Consider the following 20,825-nt stretch of genomic DNA (forward strand, 5'->3'; position numbering starts at 1 on the left):
TGTATGGGCCAAGAAAGCCCCGGCCGTTCGGGGCGTCAGCCCAGCCGGCCGGCCAGCGCCCTGAACTGCGTCCACGACAGCCCCGGCCGCCCCGGATCCCACAGCTTCTGCACCGTCGCCCGCAGCGGCATCCGGATCCCGGCCGCGACCTGGTCCTGCGTCTGGGAGTTCGACAGGTCGCACCAGACGGCGAAGGACCCGCCGAGAATCTGCCCGTCGTACCGCGAGGGGACCGCCTGCGTGCCGCGCACGACGCGCGGCGTCCACTGCTCGTAGATCCGCTGCCCGGTCGGGTAGACGAAGTTGTTGGGCTGCCCGAGGACGTAGTACAGGAACTGGTCGTTGTAGTTGATCAGCTTCCGTCCGGCGCTCAGATACTCCACCGGCTGCCGTGCGCCGATCTCCTTGCCCGTCCAGTACCCGACCTGCAGATCCTTGGCGGGCTGCACGGACGTCCCGCGGAAGAACCCGTCGTTCCACACCCGCATGGTCCGGTCGTGGGCCCGGATCGTGTCGGCGCGGTCGTTGAGCCACCCCGTGGTCAGATCGGAGACGGTGCCGGCGGGCCCGTACTTGTTCACTGCGGCGGTGGCCAGCTGCGGATAGGAGGCGGCCGGGTTGGACACCATCAGCGCCAGGTACTCGTCACCGCCGAGATTCCACTGGCTGCCGGGGAACAGCCCGGCGTACTCGTTGAGCAGATCGTCGACGATCTGGGCGGCGGCGGGCTTGGAGATGTCGACGGCACCCTTCGCCGCCACGCCCCGCACATTGCGCAGCTGCAGATCGGGATGAGCGGCGATGACGGCCCCCAGATGCCCGGGCGAGTCGATCTCCGGCACGACGGTGATGTGCCTACTGGCGGCCAGATCGACGATCCGCTTCACCTCGGCCTTCGTCAGATGCTGCTGCGACACGATCTCGGGGTGCGTGTCGGACTGGATCCGGAACCCCTGGTCGTCGGAGAAGTGCAGCCCCAGCTGGTTGAACTTCAGGTCCCCGAGCTCGCGCACCCGGTCCTCGATCCAGCCCGCGGTGAAGTGCTTGCGCGCGATGTCCAGCATGAACCCGCGCACCGCCTTGGCCGGCCGGTCGTTCACGACCCCCTCGGGCGCCGTGCCCCCGCCGCGCACCTCCTGCTTGAGCGTCCGCGTGCCGTAGAACACACCGGCATCCGTCGGCCCGCTGATGGTGACCCGGCCACCGCGCACGGTCATCGCATACGACTCCGGGTTCGCCCCCTCGTCGTCGTTCAGCGCCAGCCGTACGTCCCCGGCCTGCACGTCGTTCTTCTCACCCGCGTACGTCAGCCCCAGCTCACCGGCGATCAGGCGCCCCTCGTCGGCCAGGTCGGCATCGTTGACCACGACCCGCTCGCCACGCACCGGACGCCAGCCGGGCCCGCGCGCCGCGGTGTGGGAGCGCACGGCGGGGATGGTCTGCGGGGCCTTCGACAGGGGGTACGAACGGGTCGGGCGCGGTGCCGGACTCCGGCCGCCCGAGGCGCTGGGGGCCTGGGCGGATCTGCCGGCGGACGGCGACTGCCGCTGCGCGGACCCGGCCGGCCCGCTGTCGTCGCCGGAGGCCCAGCACCCCAGGCCGATCCCGAGCGCGACGGTCCCGGCGAACGCACCCGCGATGATCATGCGCCGCTGCTGCTTCACGTTCTGCGCCGGAGACCGACGCCTGTGCTGGCTCACAGCGTCAACCTAAAGCCCACAGACAACACGACGCGTCCACCACGCATTCCAAAAGTCTCCCTTGCGGGTGAAATTCGGGCATCCGTCGGACACCTCGCGTCCAATCTCGATAACGTAAGACCACATCTCTCGCAGCTTCCACAGCATCCTCTGCCGAAACGCACGTGACGCCCACACACCTTCCTGGCCGAGTCGCCGCCATACCGACGCTGCCCACCATCCTGGACGCCTTCAACATCGCGCCCGCGGAGGAGGCCCGCAAGCTCCTCCTGGACTGTCTCCGCAGCCTCCGCTGGGCCCACCGGGTGGCGGACCACCGCCCGTACCCGGACCTCGACTCCCTGCTCGCCGCATCGGACGAGGCCGCGTACGACCTGTCCCCGACGGACCTGTCGGAAGCCCTGGCAGGCGAGACATTGCCACCCCTGCCGGACGAAACGTACGCAATCGCCTACACGGCCCTGAGCGCGGCCCACGCGGCATACGAGGCGAAGTTCGGCCACGCCTTCGTGATCTGCCTGGAGGGCCTCCCCCCGGACGAGGCCCTGGATCGCGCTTTGGCAGGCATCAGGTCACGCTTGACGAACGACCCGGAGGAGGAACGCGTGGTTGCGGCAGACGAGCTCCGGCGCCTGGCCAGGGAACGCTTGGTGCAGCTCCTCAGGGGCGCGAGACCGTGACGATGTGCGGCTCCCGCCGCATGGGGGCGGTCAGCCGCCACGAACCCGCACCCGCACCCGGCAAATAAACCAGGACACCCCGCCCCAGAAGCCGCAATCGCTAACCCATACGCGTGCCACATTGATCACACCGGTAGGCCCCCTGTAAGCGTCAAGCCGGCGGCTGGCTACGATGCTGGGGGCCGGTGGACCGTACCCGGCCGGGCCCGACCGACAGGCAAAGCCGGCGCGGCCCCAATCCCCGCTCCCGGAGGGACTTCCGTGCCGGCTGGAACGCTGTACCGCGGCCGGGAAGGAATGTGGTCCTGGGTGGCTCACCGAGTCACCGGCGTCCTCATCTTCTTCTTCCTGTTCGTTCACGTGCTGGACACCGCTCTCGTCCGTGTCTCACCCGAGGACTACGACAAGGTCGTAGCCACGTACAAGACCCCGCTCGTCGCGTGCCTGGAGTACGGCCTCGTCGCCGCCATCCTCTTCCACGCGCTGAACGGCCTGCGCGTCATCGCCGTCGACTTCTGGTCGAAGGGCCCGCGCTACCAGAAGCAGATGCTCTGGTCCGTCGTAGGCCTGTGGGTCGTGCTGATGCTCGGGGCGATCTACCCCGTCCTCGGGCACGCCGCTCGTGAACTGTTCGGGAGCTGACACCGATGGCCACCACTGAAACCACCGCGTCCGGGATCGGCCCCGTCGAGGGCGGCTCGCTCTACAACGTGGACAACCCGGCGCCCCTCATCGAGGCCCCGCGCAAGCGCACCAAGAAGACCCCGAAGTCGACCCGGGGCAACTTCGAGATGGCCGCCTGGCTCTTCATGCGCCTGTCCGGCATCGTGCTGGTCGTCCTGGTCCTCGGCCACCTGCTGATCCAGCTCGTGCTGGACGGCGGCGTGTCGAAGATCGGCTTCGCCTTCGTGGCGGGCCGCTGGGCGAGCCCGTTCTGGCAGGTCTGGGACCTGCTGATGCTGTGGCTCGCGATGCTGCACGGCGCCAACGGCCTGCGCACGATCATCAACGACTACGCGGAGCGCGCGAACACCCGGCTGTGGCTCAAGGGCCTGCTCTACACCGCCACGGTGTTCACCATCCTGCTGGGCACGCTGGTGATCTTCACCTTCGACCCGAACATCCGCTAGGCACGGGGCTGAGGCAACCACCATGAAGATCCACAAGTACGACACCGTCATCGTCGGCGCCGGTGGCGCGGGCATGCGCGCGGCCATCGAGTCCACGAAGCGCAGCCGCACCGCCGTGCTGACCAAGCTCTACCCCACCCGCTCCCACACGGGCGCCGCGCAGGGCGGCATGGCCGCCGCGCTGGCCAACGTGGAGGAGGACAACTGGGAGTGGCACACCTTCGACACGGTCAAGGGCGGTGACTACCTGGTCGACCAGGACGCCGCCGAGATCCTGGCGAAGGAGGCCATCGACTCGGTCCTCGACCTGGAGAAGATGGGCCTGCCGTTCAACCGCACCCCGAACGGCACGATCGACCAGCGCCGCTTCGGCGGTCACAGCCGCAACCACGGCGAGGCCCCGGTCCGCCGGTCCTGCTACGCGGCCGACCGCACCGGCCACATGATCCTCCAGACGCTGTACCAGAACTGCGTGAAGGAGGGCGTGGAGTTCTTCAACGAGTTCTACGTCCTCGACCAGCTGATCACCGAGGTCGACGGCGTCAAGAAGTCGGCCGGTGTCGTCGCGTACGAGCTGGCGACCGGCGAGATCCACGTCTTCCAGGCGAAGGCCGTGATCTACGCGTCCGGCGGCTGCGGCAAGTTCTTCAAGGTGACGTCGAACGCGCACACGCTGACCGGTGACGGCCAGGCTGCGGTCTACCGCCGGGGTCTGCCGCTGGAGGACATGGAGTTCTTCCAGTTCCACCCGACCGGCATCTGGCGCATGGGCATCCTGCTGACGGAGGGCGCCCGAGGTGAGGGCGGCATCCTGCGCAACAAGGACGGCGAGCGCTTCATGGAGAAGTACGCGCCGGTCATGAAGGACCTCGCCTCGCGTGACGTCGTCTCCCGCTCCATCTACACGGAGATCCGCGAGGGCCGCGGCTGCGGTCCCGAGGGCGACCACGTGTACCTGGACCTGACGCACCTCCCGCCGGAGCAGCTGGACGCCAAGCTGCCCGACATCACGGAGTTCGCACGCACCTACCTCGGTATCGAGCCGTACACGGACCCGATCCCGATCCAGCCCACCGCGCACTACGCGATGGGCGGCATCCCGACGAACGTCGAGGGTGAGGTCCTCAGCGACAACACGACGGTCGTCCCGGGCCTGTACGCGGCCGGCGAGGTCGCCTGCGTGTCGGTGCACGGCGCCAACCGCCTCGGCACCAACTCGCTGCTCGACATCAACGTGTTCGGCCGCCGGGCCGGCATCGCGGCGGCGGAGTACAGCCAGAAGGCGGACTTCGTCGAGCTCCCGGAGAACCCGGCGGAGCTGGTCGTCTCGCAGATCGAGCGGCTGCGTACGTCCACCGGCACCGAGCGTGTGTCCGTCCTGCGCCGTGAGCTGCAGGAGACCATGGACGCGAACGTCATGGTGTTCCGCACCGAGCAGACGATCAAGACCGCGGTCGAGAAGATCGCCGAGCTGCGCGAGCGCTACAAGAACGTCGCGATCCAGGACAAGGGCAAGCGGTTCAACACCGACCTGCTCGAGGCCGTCGAGCTGGGCAACCTGCTCGACCTGGCCGAGGTCATGGCGGTGTCGGCGCTGGCCCGCAAGGAGTCCCGCGGCGGTCACTACCGCGAGGACTACCCGAACCGCGACGACGTCAACTTCATGCGCCACACCATGGCGTACCGCGAGGTGGGCGACGACGGCACCGAGTCCATCCGTCTCGACTACAAGCCGGTCGTCCAGACCCGCTACCAGCCGATGGAGCGTAAGTACTGATGGCAACCCCCGTTCTGGACAAGGTGGAGGCGGAGTCCGCCGCGTCCCCCTACATCACCGTCACCTTCCGCGTCCGCCGGTTCAACCCGGAGGTCTCGGCCGAGGCGACCTGGGAAGACTTCCAGCTGGAGATCGACCCCAAGGAGCGCGTCCTCGACGGCCTCCACAAGATCAAGTGGGACGTCGACGGCACGCTGACCTTCCGCCGCTCCTGCGCCCACGGCATCTGCGGCTCGGACGCGATGAGGATCAACGGCAAGAACCGTCTTGCCTGCAAGACCCTCATCAAGGACATCAACCCCGAGAAGCCGATCACGGTCGAGCCCATCAAGGGCCTGACGGTCCTGAAGGACCTCGTGGTCGACATGGAGCCGTTCTTCCAGGCGTACCGGGACGTCATGCCCTTCCTCATCACGAAGGACACGAACGAGCCCACGCGTGAGCGTCTCCAGACCGCCGAGGACCGCGAGCGCTTCGACGACACCACGAAGTGCATCCTGTGCGCCGCGTGCACCTCGTCCTGCCCGGTCTTCTGGAACGACGGCCAGTACTTCGGTCCGGCCGCCATCGTCAACGCGCACCGTTTCATCTTCGACTCGCGCGACGAGGCCGGCGAGCAGCGCCTGGAGATCCTCAACGACCGTGACGGCGTGTGGCGCTGCCGTACGACCTTCAACTGCACGGACGCCTGCCCGCGCGGTATCGAGGTCACGAAGGCGATCCAGGAAGTGAAGCGGGCACTGATCACGCGCCGCTTCTGACCTCCTTCCACAGGTCTGTCGTACGTCTTCCGTACGCCGCTGAGGGCCCCGCTCCCGGAATCCGTTCCGGGGGCGGGGCCCTTGCTCGTGGGGCCGTGCGCGTGCCCGGGGACGGCGGCGCTCGCCCCAATGAGTGACCCCGCACGGCCGGTCCCCGCGGGTGCGCCGCACCGCTCCTATTCTGACGGTATGTCAGATGACCAGTCGTACGAACTGCTCGGATTCGACAACGTGCTGCTGCCCGTCGGCGACCTCGCCGTGGCGGTCGACTTCTACCGGCGCGCCGGGTTCACGGTGGGCTTCCGGTTCGACGAGGCCGGCATCGCCCTGCTGAAGGTCGGGGTCGAGACACCGGGGATCCTGCTGCGCCAGGAGGAGGAACTGGGGCACCGGTCGCCGCCGTGGCCCTCGCCCCGCGTGTGGATCGAGGTGGCCGACGCCCGGAAGGCGGCCGATGTCCTCGCCGCCGCGGGCATCCCGCTCCTCGACGACCCCTTCTCCGTCGCCACCGGCTGGACCGCGGAGATCGCCGACCCGTGGGGGAACGTCATCGGGTTCACCGACTACAGCAAGCGCCCGGAGCTCGGCCGCCGCCCCTGAGGCCCGCCCGCGATCCCGCGTCCTCCAGATGCCGCTTCCGGCTTGAACGTGTTCAAAAACAGGTCTACAGTCATCCCTGTCAGCGTTTTGAACGCGTTCAAGAAGGGTGGGGGCATGGACCGCACGGTCATCGCCTACGTCATCTACCTGCTGGTCAGCATCGCGCTGACCATCTGGGTGGCCCGCACGCTCAGCCGCAACGGGCGGATCTTCCTCGCCGACGTGCTGAGGGGCAACGAGAAGCTCGCCGAGGCCGTCAACCACCTCCTGGTGGTCGGCTTCTACCTCGTCAACCTCGGCTTCGTCGCGCTGTATCTGAGCGGCGACGAGACCATCGAGGACACCCGGGGGATCTTCGAGGCCCTGTCGACCAAGCTGGGCGTGGTGCTGCTGGTGCTCGGTGTGATGCACCTGGGCAATGTGTACGTCCTCAACAAGATCCGGCGGCGCGGGATGCTGGAGCGGGAGCAGGTGCCGCCGGTCGCGCCGCAGGACTGGGTCGGGGCGTGAGCGACGTGAGCGCCACGAAGGCGGACCGGGTCCCGGTCCGCCGGCTCACCGTCCTGTACGACGCCGAGTGCGCGCTCTGCGCCTTCCTGCGCGACTGGCTCGTACGGCAGCCGCAGCTCGTGCCTCTGGAGCTGCTGCCCGCGGCCTCGGAAGCGGCCCGGCGGCGCTTCCCGGGCCTCGACCACGGCGCCACCCTCGACGAGATCACCGTCATCGGCGACGCCGGTCAGGTCTACCGGTCCGCCGCCGCCTGGATCGTCACCCTGTGGGCGCTGCGCGAGCACCGGCCGCTCGCCCACCGGCTCAGCACCCCGTCGGGAGCGAGGCTCGCCCGGGGCGCGGTCCTCACGGCCGCGAAGTGGCGGGGCTCGATGTGGGGCGGACGGGGGTACCGCCGGGCCGACGGGTGGGAATACCACCCGAGCCAGGGCTGGACGTACAGCGCACCGGGCTGCGACGGCGGCTCCTGTGTCACCCCGTAGGCTCTGTTTCCGTGCCTGCGAAGAACGACGGCCCCGACGAGGGCGGCAACCCCAGCAAGTCCGAGCAGACCCGCGCGCTGATCCTGGAGACCGCCATGCGGCTGTTCCAGGAGCGCGGCTACGAGAAGACGACGATGCGGGCCATCGCCCAGGAGGCCGGGGTCTCCGTCGGCAACGCGTATTACTACTTCGCCGGCAAGGAGCATCTGATCCAGGGCTTCTACGACCGGCTCGCCGCCGAGCACCGGGTGGCGATCCGGGAGGTCCTGGACCGGGAGACCGATCTGGAGGCGCGGCTCGCGGGCGTCCTGAAGGTGTGGCTGGACATCGCCACGCCGTACCACGAGTTCGCGGTGCAGTTCTTCAAGAACGCCGCCGACCCGGACAGCCCGCTCAGCCCGTTCTCCGAGGAGTCGGAGCACGCGCGCGTGGAGGCCATTTCGGTCCACCGGGAGGTGCTGGCGGGCGCGACGAAGACCAAGGTCCCGGAGGAACTGAAGGACGTCCTGCCCGAGCTGATGTGGCTCTCCCAGATGGGTCTCGTCCTGTACTGGATCTTCGACAGGACCGAGGGGCGGGAGCGCAGCTACCGGCTGGCCGAGCGGGGCGCGCGGCTGACCGCCCGCGGGGTGTCGCTGGCCCGGTTCCGGGTGCTGCGGCCGCTGGTGCGGGAGGTGCACGAGCTGTTCACGGACTTCCTGCCGGGGATGACGAAGGTGCTGCCGACCCCCGGCAAGTCGTCCTGAGGCGCGGGACGCGGTCAGTTCACCGCGTCCACCTCCCCCTCCGCCAGCTCCACGTCGTACACCAGCGGCCCGTCCGTCACCTCGACCTGTGCCGCCCGTGAGCCGTAGGACGTCGCGCTCGTCGCCAGCAGATACGTCCCCGGTGCGGGCACCGACACGATGTACGAGCCGTCCGCCAGTGACGTCACCCGGTCCAGTCGGCGTCCGCCCTGCGACAGCAGCGTCACCGAGGCGCCGTCCACCGGTTCGCCGTCGGCGGTGCGGATGAAGCCGTGGACCACGGAGGCGGGGCCTTCCCCGGGCTCGGGCTCGGCCTCCTCCCCCGGCTCCACCGCCAGGTGCGGAAGCCGCTTCTCCAGCCAGGCCGGCAGCCACCAGTTGGCGTCGCCCAGCAGATGCATCGCGGCCGGCACCAGTGCCGTGCGCAGGACGAACGCGTCGAGGGCGACCGCGGCGGCCAGGCCGACGCCCGCCATCGCCGCTCCCGAGTCGCCGCTCAGGACGAAGGCCAGGAACACGCAGACCATGATCAGGGCCGCGGAGTTGATGACCCGGCTGGTCTCCGCCAGACCGACCCTGACCGCGCGGGCGTTGTCGCGCGTGTGCACCCACTCCTCGTGCATCCGGCTCACCAGGAAGACCTGGTAGTCCATCGAGAGACCGAAGAGCAGGGACAGCATGATGACGGGCAGGAAGGCGTTGATCGGGCCCTCCTTGCCGAGGCCCAGCAGGTCGAGGCCCCAGCCCCACTGGAAGACCGCGACGAGGACGCCGAAGGAGGCGGCCGCGGCGATCAGGTTCATCAGGGCGGCCGTCAGCGGCACCACCAGGGAGCGGAAGGCGATCAGCAGGAGCAGGAAGCCGAGGCCGATGATCGTCGCGATGAACAGCGGCAGCCGGTCGCCGGTGACGGACGCGAAGTCCTTGGACACCGCGGTCACACCACCGACGTGGGCGTTCGCCCCGGCCTTCGGGATCACCTCGTCCCGCAGGGTGTCGATCAGGTGATCCGTCTCCTTGGACTGCGGTGACGTCTTCGGTACGACCTGGATGACCGTCACGCCCTGCGCGGGTGGCAGGGCGGCCACGCGGGCCACTCCTGGGGTGCTTTCGAGGCCCTTGACCAGGGTGGCGGTGTCGCCGCTCTCGCTGACCACCTGGAGCGGCCCGTTGAAGCCGGGGCCGAAGCCCTCGGCCAGCAGGTCGTACGCCTTCCTGGTCGTCGTCTTCGCGTCGTCGTTGCCCTGGTCGGTGGCGCCGAGACGGAGTGACAGGACGGGGATGGCGAGGACCGCCATGACGACCAGTGCGAGCGCGGCGATCCTGCGGGGCCGCTTCTCGACGTTGGTCGACCAGCGGGCCGCGAGGCCGCTCGCCCGCTCCGGCTCGGGACCCTCGGCGGCCAGCTTGCGGCGCTGGCGGCGGCTGAGCACCCGCGGGCCCAGGAAGCCGAGCAGGGCCGGGAGCAGGGTGGTGGCGGCCATGACGCTGAGCACGACCGTCAGGGACGTGCCGATGACCACGCCGTCCAGGAAGCGCAGTCGTGTCACGAGCATGCCGGCGAGCGCGATGCAGACCGTGCCGCCCGCGAACAGCACCGCCCGGCCCGAGGTGTTGAGGGCGGTGACCGCCGACTCCTCGGGGTCCAGGCCGCGCAGGATGCCGCGCCGGTGCCGGGTCACGATGAACAGCGCGTAGTCGATGCCGACCCCGAGGCCTATCAGGGAGGCGAGCAGCGGGGCGATGTCGGGGATGTCGGTGGTGTGGCTGAGCAGCTGGGTGGAGAACAGGCCCATGCCGACGCCGAAGACCGCGATGGCGATCGGCAGCATCATCGCGAAGAACGAGCCGAAGGCCAGGAACAGCACGACGGCCGCGGCGACGATGCCGACCATCTCCGACAGGCCCTGCGGCGGCTCCTGGACGCGCTGGATGGCCTGGCCGCCCAACTCGACGTGCAGGCCGCTCTTCCGGGCGTCCTGCGCGGTGTCCATGACGTTCTGAACGAGGTCCTTGGGCACCTCGTTCGCGCGCTTGGCGAAGGTCAGCTGGGCGTACGCGATCCTGCCGTCGCCGCTGATCTGCGCGGCGCCCTGCTTGCCGGCGTACGGGCTGGTGACCGCGCCGACGCCCGGCATCTTCGCGATCCTGTCGAGGGCGGGGGCGATCCGGGAGCGGACCGCCTGGTCCCGCACCGAGCCCCGGTCGACCTTCCACACCACCGTGTCGGTGTCGCCCGAGGTGTTCGGGAAGGCCTTCTCCATCAGGTCGTACGCGCTCTTGGAGTCCGTGTCCGGGAGGGAGAAGACGTTCGCGTAGTTCGTGCCCGCCGCCGAGGCCGAGAAGCCCAGGCCCAGCAACGCCCCCACCCACAGCAACAGGACCACCAGCCGGTGCCGATAGCACCACCGTGCCAATGCCGCCACGATCAACGCTCCTCTACGGTCGTCGGTTGGTCCCCCAGGTCCTGCGCAACAGGATTGGCGGCGCCGCGCGCGCGTGGACACGAGATGGCCCGACTCTCAAGGAACTCCAAAGAGGGATCCGGCCCCGCTGTCAGTGGCCCGCCCGATACTGGGGTCATGACGACGGCTCCAGGCACCGTGCTGGTGGTGGAGGACGAGCCGAGCATCGCGGACGTCCTCGCCATCGCCCTGCGCTACCACCGGTTCGAGGTGATGATCGCGGGCACCGTCCGCGAGGCCCTCGCGCTCGCCGAGCGCACCCGGCCCGACGCGGCACTGCTCGACGTCATGCTCCCGGACGGGGACGGCCGGGCGCTCGGGCGCGAACTGCGCGCCAGGCGGCCCGACCTGGCGCTGGTCTTCCTCACCGCGCGGGACTCGCCCGCCGAGATCGTCGGCGCCCTCGGCTTCGGCGACGACTACATCACCAAGCCGTTCAACATCGACGAGGTCGTCGCCCGCATCACCGCGGTGCTGCGCCGCACCCGCACGGCCGACGTCCTGCCGCAGCGGCCCCCGCTGCGCTACGGCGACCTGGAGCTGGACGAGACGACGTACAGCGTCCACCGCGCGGGCCGCTCCGTCGAGCTCACCCCCACCGAGTACGCCCTGCTGCGCTTCCTGGTGCGCAACGGCGGCCGGATCGTGCCCAAGGAGCAACTCCTGCGCCATGTCTGGCAGTACGAGCACACACCGCCCGAGTCGACCGTCGTGGAGACCTACATCAGCTATCTGCGCCGCAAACTGGACGCGCTCGGCCCTCCGGTTATCACCACGCGGCGCGGTGTGGGATACGGGCTGGCATGAGGATCCGCTGGCCGCACTGCGAGCGCGGCATCCACTCGCTGCGCGCCAAGCTGACGCTGGCGAACGTCGCGCTGCTGGCCCTCGGCATCGTCGCGGCGACCGCGGTCAGCCTGATGGGTATGCGGTACTACCTGCTGAACCAGGTCGACGCCGAACTGAACAAGACCCGGCAGTCACTGGGCGGTTCGCTCACGATGGACCAGATCGACGCGCTGGGCGCGCTGGCGATCGTCCGCGACCGGTTCATGCCGCAGCACGACGAACAGGCCCGGCCGGACTCGATCCTCACCGCCGTGGACGCGCACGGGACGCCGGTCTCCCTGGCCCGTTTCGCGCCGACGGACACCCAGCGCGCCCTCGCGCGTGCGGTGGACGATCCCCGTGCCCTCGCCACGGCCGCCGACCCGCGCGACATCAGGGTGCACGGCGCCCGCTACCGCGCCACCGCGACCCGCCTCGCCGACGGCACGTACATCCTGTTCGCCACCTCCACCGACGCCCTCCACCACGGCATGCTCAAGGCCCTCAAGCTGGACCTCGCCATCGGCTCGCTGCTGCTGGCGCTGCTGGCCTGTCTCACGATGATGAGCGTCAGCCGCCGGATGCGGCCGCTGGAGGACATGGTGGAGACGTCGACGGCGATAGCCGAGGGCGACCTGACCCGGCGCGTGCCCTCCAGCCACCATCCGACGCAGGAGGTCGAACAGCTGCGGCTCGCCCTCAACTCCATGCTGCACCAGGTGGAGTCGGCGTACCGCACGCGCGAGGACAGCGCGGCCCAGCTGCGCCGCTTCGTCGCCGACGCCTCGCACGAGCTGCGTACGCCGCTGTCCGCGATACGCGGCTATCTCCAGCTGTACGACAAGGGCATGCTCAGCGACCCGGACGAGCGCAAGCGGGCCTGGGAGCGGGTGCTGGCGGAGACTGACCGCATGGGGCGGCTCGTCGACGAACTGCTCACCCTGGCCCGCCTCGACCAGCAGCCCGAGCTGCGCTTCAGGAACGTCGACGTGAGCCGTCTGGTGCGGGACGCGGCCGAGGACCTGCGGGTGCAGCAGCCGGAGCGGCCGATCAAGGTCGCGGCCGACGGCGCCGTACTGGTGCACGCCGACGAGTCGGGGCTGAGACAGGTGCTGGGCAACCTGGTGGGCAACGTACGCACGCACACGCCCGCGGACGTGGCGGTGCGGCTGGGTGTGGAGCGGGAGGACGGGGTGGTGCGGCTGTGTGTCGCGGACGAGGGTCCGGGGCTGTGCGCACAGGACGCGGCGCGGGTCTTCGACCGCTTCTTCCGGGCCGGCGGCGGCGCGGGCAGCGGGCTGGGCCTGGCGATCGTGCAGGGGGTGGTGGAGGCTCACGGCGGTGAGGTGGCGGTGGAGACGGCGCCGGGCGAGGGCCTGGCCGTGACGGTCACACTGCCGTCCCGGACGGCCGTACGGCCATGACTACCGGGCGCTGCTCAGGGGTTGACCGCGACGAGCGCCCACACGGTCTTGCCGTGCTGCCCTCTGCTCCACACGCCCCAGGCCGCCGCGACGGTCTCCACCAGACGCAGGCCCCGGCCGCTCTCCTCCCACTCGCCGACCAGCCGTAATCGGGGCTCCAGCCGGCCCTCGTCCGAGACCTCTATGAGACAGGAGCCGTCGGCGAGCGCGGTCACCGCCACCTCGAACTCCCGCTCGAGGAGCGGTCCGTGGCGTACGACGTTGGTCGCCAGCTCGGACACCAGCAGCACCGCGTCCGCCAGTGCCGCATCGTCCGGCGCGTGCCCCCAGTCGGCCAGATGGTCCCGTACCCGGCGCCGGGCCAGACCGACGGATGCCGGATGCCGGGGCAGCCGGAAGGAGTTGCGTCTCAACACGTTTGCCCCTCACCGCGCGCACACCTCCGCCACATGGTCCCGCGTCAGGTGAGCGTCCGACGTCACCGGGGCGAATGTCAACGCCGCGAGAAGCGTCAGATCCAGCCCAGGCTCCACAGCCGGAACACACCGGTGCCGTCGTCGAGATACTGGCTGCCGCCGACGTCCTCGGTGCTGAGGACGTACTCCTTGCCCTGCCACAGCGGGATGACCGGCACGTCGTGGGCGACGTCCTGCTGCAGCGTGACGAAGTCGGAGGCGGCGTCGCCGCGGTCGGCGTACCGCTGGCTGGCCTGGATCAGCTGGTCGACGGCCCTGTTGCTGTAGCCGGTGTTCATGGTGCCCTTGGTGCCGACGAGGGGGGCGCCGAAGGTGTCCGGGTCCGGGTAGTCGGCCACCCAGCCGACGGCGTACGCGTCCAGCTTGCCGGTGGCCCAGCGCTTCTGGAAGTCGGACCACTCGTAGCCCTTCAGGGTCACCTTGAACAGGCCGCTCGACTCCAGTTGCTTCTTGATGGTCTCGGCCTCCTGCTCGGCGGCGCCGCGGCCCTTGCCATAGCCGTAGGTGAAGCGGACCGGCGTCGTCACGCCGGCCTGGGTGAGCAGGGCCTTCGCCTTCTTGGCGTCCTGCTTCGGGTAGGCGTCGAAGAACGAGGTGGTGTGGCCGGTGATGCCCGTCGGGATCAGCGAGTACAGCGGGTCGACGGTCCCCTCGTACACCGTGGCGGCCAGCTCCTCGCGGTCGATCAGGTACGCCATGGCCTGCCGCACCCTGGAGTCGTGCAGGGGCGCGTTGGCGCGGGTGTTGAGGTAGAGGTTGCGGGTCTCGGCGCTGTCGGACTCGGACAGACGCTGGTTCGGGTCGCTCGCCGAGAGCCCGGACAGGACCTTGGGCGGCAGCTGGCGGGTGGCGACGTCGACCTTCTTCGCCTTCCAGGCCTTGTCGAGTGCGTCCGAGTCGGCGTAGTAGAGCAGGTCGACGGGCCGGCCCGTCTTCTGGACGGCGCCCTCGTAGTGCGTGTTCGGGGTGAGGGCCGCCTTCTTTCCCTTGGTGTACGCCGTCAGCTCGTACGGTCCGGTGCCGTCGGCGCCGGGGTCGGTGCGCAGGTGGTTCTTCGGGTACGCGTGGCTGTCGACGATCGAGCCCGCCCCGGTGGCCACCTTGAACGGGAAGGTGGCGTCGGGCGAGGACAGATGGAAGGTGACCGTCAGGCCGCTCGCGTCGACCGAGCGGAGCGTGCTCAGCAGCGAGGACGGACCGACGTCGGACTTGATCGCCTTGACCCGGTCGAAGGAGTACTTGACGTCCTCGGCGGTCATCGTGCGGCCGCTGGGGAAGGCGAGTCCCGTGCGCAAGGTGCAGCGGTAGGTGGTCAGTTGACTGCCCACGAAGTCGCAGCTGCGGGCCGCGTCGGGCACCGGTGAGGCGCCGCCCGGCTCGAAGGTCAGCAGTGACTGGAAAACGTTGCTGAACAAGGCCCAGGAACCCGCATCGTAGGCGCCGGCCGGATCGAGCGAGGTGACCTCGTCCGTCGTGCCGACCTCGATGGTCCTGTCGGTGTTCTCCTGTGACGGCAGCAGCTGCCAGCCGCCGACCCCCACGCCCGCCAGTACCAGCAGTGTCGCGAGAATCCGCATGCGAACCGAGCGCATCGGTTGCCCTTCCCGGGCCGACGGCCCACCCCACATGCCACTCCCCTAGTGGCGCGGCTCACCTAATCACAGGTTTTTCACCTGGGGGAAGAGGATTCTGTCGAGTTGAGAAAGACGTTACCGCAAGGGGTTTCCGCCAGATTTCACAGGGCTTCCACAGGGTTACCGGCATCTGGTTTCGGCCAGCGGTTTCCACCGGGCGCGCGCCGGTTCAGGCCTGCGTCGAGGCCAGTTCGATCACGGTGATGTCCGAGGGCGCGCCCACGCGCGTGGGCGGCCCCCAGGCGCCGGCGCCCCGGCTGACGTAGAGCTGTGTGTCGCCGTAGCGCTCCAGGCCCGCGACGGTCGGGTTCGCGGCGGCCGCGATGAAGTTGCCGGGCCAGAGCTGGCCGCCGTGGGTGTGGCCGGAGAGCTGGAGGTCGACGCCGTGCCTGACGGCGTCGTGGATCTGGACCGGCTGGTGGGCGAGGAGCACGCACGCGCGTGCCGTGTCACGGTCGCCGAGCGCCTTGGCGAAGTCGGGGCCCTGGCCCTCGCTCTCGCCCGCGAGGTCGTTGACGCCGGCGAGGTCGAACCAGGGCAGCTCGGTGCGGGCGTTCTCCAGCGGGTGCAGCCCGAGCCGCCGTACCTCCTCCACCCACTGCGCGGCGCCGGAGAAGTACTCGTGGTTGCCGGTGACGAAGTAGGAAGGTGCCTTCAGCTGCGACAGCGGTGCCGCCGCCGGGCCGAGGTTCTTCACGCTGCCGTCCACCAGGTCGCCGACGACCGCGACGATGTCCGGCTGGGTGGCGTTGATCGTGTCGACGACCTTCTGCGCGAAGCCGCGGCCGAGGATCGGGCCCAGGTGGATGTCGCTGACCACGGCGATGCGGTAACCGTGCGCCGCGCGCGGGAGTTTGGCCAGCGGCACGGTGACACGCTTCACACGGGGGCCGCGCAGGACGCCGTAAGTGCCGTAGCCGACCGTTCCCACGGCGGCGGCGGCCGCGGCTCCTGCGACCACCCGGGAGACGAAGAGGCGGCGCGACGGATCCGGCAGCGGTGCGGGCTCGGGCCCGGCCTCCGGTGCCTTCGGGGGCAGCGATCCCGCCGGTACCGGCTGCGCCTGCGGCAGGGCGGCCGTGGCCGCCCGACGCTCCGACAGGCGGCGCAGCAGGGGCCGTACGACCTCACCCGCCACCACGCCCAGCAGCAGATAGATCGACAGCGCGAGCCACAGGAAGCCCGGCCAGGCCAGGACCTGCTGGAGCCAGAAGGGCGCGCCGGCGCGCTCGCCGACGACGGCTCCGACCGCCAGCAACCAGCCGGCCGCGATTCCGGCCGCACCCGCGCGGCGCGCGAGGCCCGGGCCCCGGGTCGTGTCACGGAACAGACGGCGCCACAGGTACCAGTTGCCGGCGACGAGGACGCCGAGCGCGAGGAGCGCGATCACCCCGAAGACGACGACCATCGTGCCGCGACCCCCGTTGCCGGTTCTGCCGTTTGCCTGTGTTTGCCCGCTCTTATGAGGTCTGGCGCAAAGCGCGCAGTCCGCGCAACCCGATGACCCCGATGACCGTCCCCAATACGAAGGAGACGACGGCGAGCGTCAGATGCACCCAGAAGTACGCCGTCGGGTGACCGTCGTCGAACGCGAGCCCGCTGCCGTCCTTGATGAGATTTTTAACGAAAGTGACCCAGATGACCCAGGACCACACCCCGAAGGCGAGCAGGAACCAGGAGACCGGGCGGCTGAGCTTCATGCGTTCAGTATCGCCGCCGCCTCTTTCGTTCCGTGTCCGGGGTGGGGTGGGAGGCGGGACTTCACGGCCCGTGGCATGTACTTTCTCGTCCGTGTCCGCTCCCAAGAAGACCCTCAGGCGATCCCTGCTGGTCACCTCCGCCGTCCTGTCCTCGATCGCGCTGAGCGCGCCCGTCACCTTCGCGGCCCCGAAACCCTCGCCGAGTCCGACAGCCACTCCCCCGGCGGACATGTCGTCCGTGGGCGGCGCCCGTCTCGGGCAGCCGGGCACACAGGTCGATCTGGGCAGCGGCGCGCCCGTGCTCCCCAAGGACATCACCGCGCGCTCCTGGATCGTCGCCGACGCCGAGTCCGGCGAGGTGCTCGCCGCGCACAACGCGCACTGGCGGCTGCCCCCGGCGAGCACGATGAAGATGCTGTTCGCGGACACGGTGCTGCCGAAGTTCCCGAAGACCCAGGAGCACGAGGTGGCGCCCTCCGACCTGGCCGGCATGGGCGCCGGTTCCAGCATGGTCGGGATAAAGGAGGGCGAGACGTACACCGTGCGCGACCTGTGGCTCGGCGTCTTCCTGCGCTCGGGCAACGACGCGGTGCACGTCCTGTCGGCGATGAACGGCGGGGTCGAGACCACCGTCAACGAGATGAACGAGCACGCCGAGGAACTCCAGGCCCTCGACACAAACGTGGTCACGCCCGACGGGTACGACGCCCCGGGGCAGGTCTCGTCCGCGTACGACCTGACGCTGTTCGCCCGCTCCGGGCTGCAGAAGAAGGACTTCCGCGAGTACTGCTCGACGGTGCGCGCCAGCTTCCCCGGCGACACGAAGGAGAAGAAGGGCAAGTCGGTCCGCGAGTCCTTCGAGATCCAGAACACCAACCGGCTGCTGACCGGCGACTTGGACGTCTCCGTCTACCAGGGCATCGCGGGCGTCAAGAACGGCAACACGACGAACGCGGGCGCGACCTTCACCGGTGTCGCCGAGCGGAACGGCAGGGTGCTCCTCGTCACCGCGATGAACCCGGAGAAGAGGGAGCACAACGAGGTCTACAAGGAGACCGCCAAGCTCTTCGACTGGGGTTTCCAGGCGGCGGGGAAGGTGCGGCCCGTGGGTGAGCTGGTGGCGCCGAGGAGCGCCGTGCAGTCGGGCGGGCAGTCCGGTGGGAACGCCTCTGCGGGTCAGGCGGGCGGTGCCGCCGGCAAGGCGTCCGGTTCGCCGGTGGCCAGCGCCTCGGCCGCGGGCCGCTCCGGCGGCATGGGGGTGGCCTTCGCCATAAGCGGTGGGGTGCTGGTGCTGCTCGCGGCGGCCGCGTTCCTGGTCAACCGCCGCTGGCCGCTGCCCGATCTGGTACGTCGCCGGTCGTCCCGATCGTGAGGTCCGCCCCGGCGTCCTGGTCGTCCTGCTCCTGCTGCTCCTCCTGCCCGTGCTGCTCGTCCTGCCCGTCCGCCTGAGCCTGCTCGTGCTGCTCGCTCGGCGTCGCCGTCCACGCGGCGCAGAACAGGACCAGCTTCGCCGTGAAGTTGATCCACAGCAGCAGGGCCACGGGCACGCCGAACGCGCCGTACATGCTCTTCGCGGCCACGCCCTGCATATAGCCGCTCAGCAGCGTCTTCAGCAGTTCGAAGCCGACCGCGCCGGTCAGCGCCGAGACGATCAGGCGGCGGCGCGGCGGTTCGACGCCGGGCAGCAGCGTGAGGACGTACAGGAGCAGCAGGAAGTCGGCGAACACGGCCACGGCGAACGCGGCGATGTGGAGCAGGACCCCGCCCCAGCCGCCGTTGTCGATGCCGAGCTGCCTGGTGATCCAGCCGACCATCGCGGAGGCTACGGCGGAGGCGGCGATCGTGACGAGGACGGCGCCGCCGAGACCGACGAGGATGCCCAGGTCCTTGGCCTTGCGCAGGAAGGGGTTCTCCTCCTCCTCGGGCAGCTCCCACACCGCGCGCAGGCACTCGCGCATCGAACCGGCCCAGCCGATGCCGGTGAAGATCAGGACGGCGCCCGCGATGAGGCCGATGGTGCCGGCGTTCTCGACCAGGTTCTGGATGTCGAGCTGGTCGGAGATGCCGGGCACCTGCTCGGCGAGCTTGTTCTGCAGGTCGCTCTGCTGTTTCGTGCTGAGCGTGGCCGCGGCGATCGCGGCGGCCACGGTGAGCAGCGGGAACAGCGCGACAAAGCTGGTGAAGGTCATCGCGGCGGCCAGCCGGGTCCACTTCACCCTGTCCAGACGTTCGAACGACCGCCAGGCATGCGTGAGCATGAGGCGCGCCAGCAGCGGCCCGACGACGGGGAGCTTCTTCAGCCAGTCCATGATCAGACTCTCCCCCACGTGTGGAAGACCAATGTGCGAGTACCCCGAAAACCCGGCACAGTGCCGTCCCGGGGTCGGCGCGAGCACTCCGGGGCGCCTCATTTCCCTATTGAGCGATACCCATTAATCACCCATTTCGGGTAGAAGCCTCATGTTTCAATGCTGACCGTTCCTATGCGGGCTATACGGTCACCGATATGTCTGCCGACACCGCTCCGGTCACCCTCACCGGCTGGGGCCGCACCGCTCCCACCGCGGCCCGACTGATCCGCCCACGGACGTACGAGGAGGCGGTGGCCGCCGTCCGGGGCTGCGGGGTCCGCGGAAGCATCCCCAGGGGCCTCGGGCGGGCGTACGGCGACGCGGCGCAGAACGCCGGCGGCGTGGTGCTCGACATGACGGGTCTGGACCGCATCCACGCGATCGACGCCGTCGGCGGCACCGTGCTGTGCGACGCGGGTGTCTCCCTGCACCGGCTGATCGAGGTGCTGCTGCCACTTGGCTGGTTCGTGCCGGTGCTGCCCGGCACGCGCCATGTGACGGTCGGCGGCGCGATCGGCGCGGACGTCCACGGCAGGAACCACCACGTCTCCGGCTCCTTCTCCCGGCACGTCCTGTCGCTGGAACTCCTCACCGCCGACGGCGGGATCCGCACCGTCGGCCGCGGCACACCCCTGTTCGACGCCACCACCGGCGGCATGGGCCTGACCGGTGTGATCCTCACCGCCACCCTCCGGCTTCTGCCGGTCGAGACCTCCCTGATGGCGGTGGACACGGAGCGCGCCGCGGACCTCGACGACCTGCTGGCGCGCCTGACGGCCACCGACCACCGCCATCGCTACTCGGTCGCACGGATCGACCTGGCGGCCCCAGGCGCGGCGACCGGACGCGCGGTCCTCACCCGAGCCGACCACGCCCCGCTCGACGCGCTGCCCGCACGCGCGCGTGGAGCGCCACTGGCGTTCGGCACCCCGCGGTTCCCGCCGGCCCCCGCCATGGGCCTCTACAACGAACTCCGGTACCGGACGGCGCCACGCGCGCGTACCCGCCGGCTGCAGCGGATCTCCGCCTTCTTCCACCCCCTGGACGGCGTGCCGCACTGGAACCGCGTCTACGGCCGTGGCGGCCTCGTGCGGTACCAGTTCGCCGTCGGGCACGGCCAGGAGGACGCCCTGCGCCGGATCGTGCGGCGCATCGCCGAGCAGCGCCGGCCGTTCTTCCCGGCCGTACTCAAGCGCCTCGGGGAGGCCGCCCCGGGGTGGCTCTCGTTCCCCGTGCCCGGCTGGACGCTCGCCGTGGGCCTCCCCGCGGGCCTGCCCCGGCTCGGCGCCTTCCTCGACGAACTCGACGAGGAGGTCGCCACGGCCGGCGGCCGCGTCCACCTCGCCAAGGACTCCCGGCTGCGCCCCGAACTCCTCTCCGCGATGTACCCACGCCTCGACGACCTCCGTGCCCTGCGCGCGGAACTCGACCCACGCGGCGTGTTCACGTCCGACCTCTCCCGCCGCCTGGCCCTGTGACGATGCGCCGCATCGGCCGGGGCCCCGGGGCCGCCCCCGGGAGATGCAGCACGTCCGATCCATTCCGCCGTCTCGCCCTCTAG

Annotated in this window: 20 protein-coding genes; 13 read left to right on the forward strand and 7 right to left on the reverse strand. The window is 70.1% G+C overall.

The features are described from left to right. Positions 1–35 precede the first annotated feature (35 nt). The gene (locus tag ABT254_RS01050; protein WP_351462834.1) at positions 36–1,646 is read right to left on the reverse strand and encodes a beta-N-acetylhexosaminidase; all 1,611 of its coding nucleotides are present in this window, start codon (positions 1,644–1,646) and stop codon (positions 36–38) included. Between the two features lie 218 nt (positions 1,647–1,864). On the opposite strand from ABT254_RS01050, the gene ABT254_RS01055 reads away from it, so the two are divergent. The 9 genes from ABT254_RS01055 to ABT254_RS01095 all read left to right on the forward strand — a co-directional run bounded on the left by ABT254_RS01055 (position 1,865) and on the right by ABT254_RS01095 (position 8,386). Next, positions 1,865–2,380 carry a 2-oxo-4-hydroxy-4-carboxy-5-ureidoimidazoline decarboxylase gene (locus ABT254_RS01055; protein ID WP_351462340.1) on the forward strand — a complete coding sequence of 172 codons (516 nt, stop codon included), beginning with the start codon at positions 1,865–1,867 and terminating at the stop codon, positions 2,378–2,380. Between the two features lie 261 nt (positions 2,381–2,641). Continuing rightward, positions 2,642–3,022 carry a succinate dehydrogenase, cytochrome b556 subunit gene (gene sdhC / locus ABT254_RS01060; RefSeq protein ID WP_351462341.1) on the forward strand — a complete coding sequence of 127 codons (381 nt, stop codon included), beginning with the start codon at positions 2,642–2,644 and terminating at the stop codon, positions 3,020–3,022. Between the two features lie 5 nt (positions 3,023–3,027). Then, complete coding sequence (locus tag ABT254_RS01065; protein ID WP_351462342.1) at positions 3,028–3,510, forward strand: succinate dehydrogenase hydrophobic membrane anchor subunit; 483 nt, start codon at positions 3,028–3,030, stop codon at positions 3,508–3,510. Between the two features lie 22 nt (positions 3,511–3,532). Continuing rightward, a complete protein-coding gene (sdhA, locus tag ABT254_RS01070) occupies positions 3,533–5,287 on the forward strand; it encodes a succinate dehydrogenase flavoprotein subunit (RefSeq protein WP_351462343.1) in 1,755 nt (584 codons plus the stop codon). Next, positions 5,287–6,048 (forward strand): succinate dehydrogenase iron-sulfur subunit, encoded by a 762-nt coding sequence (locus ABT254_RS01075; protein ID WP_351462344.1) that lies wholly within the window; start codon positions 5,287–5,289, stop codon positions 6,046–6,048. Before sdhA ends, ABT254_RS01075 begins: the two co-directional genes overlap by 1 nt. Positions 6,049–6,237: 189 nt before the next feature. After that, the gene (locus ABT254_RS01080) at positions 6,238–6,648 is read left to right on the forward strand and encodes a VOC family protein (RefSeq protein ID WP_351462345.1); all 411 of its coding nucleotides are present in this window, start codon (positions 6,238–6,240) and stop codon (positions 6,646–6,648) included. A 114-nt stretch (positions 6,649–6,762) separates the two neighbouring features. Further along, positions 6,763–7,158, forward strand: a complete 396-nt coding sequence (locus tag ABT254_RS01085; protein ID WP_351462346.1) for a hypothetical protein — start codon at positions 6,763–6,765, stop codon at positions 7,156–7,158. Beyond that, on the forward strand, positions 7,155–7,640 hold the full coding sequence (locus ABT254_RS01090) for a thiol-disulfide oxidoreductase DCC family protein (protein ID WP_351462347.1): 486 nt from the start codon (positions 7,155–7,157) through the stop codon (positions 7,638–7,640). Before ABT254_RS01085 ends, ABT254_RS01090 begins: the two co-directional genes overlap by 4 nt. 11 nt (positions 7,641–7,651) lie before the next feature. After that, complete coding sequence (locus ABT254_RS01095) at positions 7,652–8,386, forward strand: TetR/AcrR family transcriptional regulator (protein WP_351462348.1); 735 nt, start codon at positions 7,652–7,654, stop codon at positions 8,384–8,386. A 14-nt stretch (positions 8,387–8,400) separates the two neighbouring features. Here ABT254_RS01095 and ABT254_RS01100 read toward each other — a convergent pair whose 3' ends face one another. After that, a complete protein-coding gene (locus ABT254_RS01100) occupies positions 8,401–10,803 on the reverse strand; it encodes an MMPL family transporter (RefSeq protein WP_351462836.1) in 2,403 nt (800 codons plus the stop codon). 165 nt (positions 10,804–10,968) lie between these two features. On the opposite strand from ABT254_RS01100, the gene ABT254_RS01105 reads away from it, so the two are divergent. Beyond that, the gene (locus ABT254_RS01105) at positions 10,969–11,658 is read left to right on the forward strand and encodes a response regulator transcription factor (RefSeq protein ID WP_351462349.1); all 690 of its coding nucleotides are present in this window, start codon (positions 10,969–10,971) and stop codon (positions 11,656–11,658) included. Then, positions 11,655–13,103, forward strand: coding sequence for a sensor histidine kinase (locus tag ABT254_RS01110; protein WP_351462350.1), 1,449 nt, complete (start codon positions 11,655–11,657; stop codon positions 13,101–13,103). Before ABT254_RS01105 ends, ABT254_RS01110 begins: the two co-directional genes overlap by 4 nt. 14 nt (positions 13,104–13,117) lie before the next feature. Here ABT254_RS01110 and ABT254_RS01115 read toward each other — a convergent pair whose 3' ends face one another. The 4 genes from ABT254_RS01115 to ABT254_RS01130 form a co-directional block, all read right to left on the reverse strand. Next, complete coding sequence (locus ABT254_RS01115) at positions 13,118–13,519, reverse strand: ATP-binding protein (RefSeq protein WP_351462351.1); 402 nt, start codon at positions 13,517–13,519, stop codon at positions 13,118–13,120. 95 nt (positions 13,520–13,614) lie between these two features. Next, positions 13,615–15,171 (reverse strand): ABC transporter substrate-binding protein, encoded by a 1,557-nt coding sequence (locus tag ABT254_RS01120; RefSeq protein WP_351462352.1) that lies wholly within the window; start codon positions 15,169–15,171, stop codon positions 13,615–13,617. Positions 15,172–15,382: 211 nt separating this feature from the next. Next, positions 15,383–16,621, reverse strand: coding sequence for a metallophosphoesterase (locus ABT254_RS01125; RefSeq protein WP_351462353.1), 1,239 nt, complete (start codon positions 16,619–16,621; stop codon positions 15,383–15,385). Positions 16,622–16,673: 52 nt separating this feature from the next. Beyond that, on the reverse strand, positions 16,674–16,913 hold the full coding sequence (locus ABT254_RS01130; RefSeq protein ID WP_099930902.1) for an SCO4848 family membrane protein: 240 nt from the start codon (positions 16,911–16,913) through the stop codon (positions 16,674–16,676). Between the two features lie 91 nt (positions 16,914–17,004). Between ABT254_RS01130 and ABT254_RS01135 the strand changes: the two genes are divergently transcribed. Beyond that, positions 17,005–18,285, forward strand: a complete 1,281-nt coding sequence (locus tag ABT254_RS01135; RefSeq protein ID WP_351462354.1) for a D-alanyl-D-alanine carboxypeptidase family protein — start codon at positions 17,005–17,007, stop codon at positions 18,283–18,285. On the opposite strand, the gene ABT254_RS01140 is transcribed toward ABT254_RS01135, so the two are convergent. After that, positions 18,230–19,222, reverse strand: a complete 993-nt coding sequence (locus ABT254_RS01140; RefSeq protein WP_351462838.1) for a YihY/virulence factor BrkB family protein — start codon at positions 19,220–19,222, stop codon at positions 18,230–18,232. The genes ABT254_RS01135 and ABT254_RS01140 overlap by 56 nt on opposite strands. A gap of 197 nt (positions 19,223–19,419) precedes the next feature. On the opposite strand from ABT254_RS01140, the gene dprE1 reads away from it, so the two are divergent. Next, the gene (gene dprE1, locus ABT254_RS01145; protein WP_351462355.1) at positions 19,420–20,742 is read left to right on the forward strand and encodes an FAD-binding oxidoreductase; all 1,323 of its coding nucleotides are present in this window, start codon (positions 19,420–19,422) and stop codon (positions 20,740–20,742) included. Positions 20,743–20,825: the final 83 nt, after the last annotated feature.

Origin of the sequence: Streptomyces sp. NPDC001137 (genome assembly GCF_040298885.1) — a bacterium.
Classification (GTDB): Bacteria; Actinomycetota; Actinomycetes; order Streptomycetales; family Streptomycetaceae; genus Streptomyces.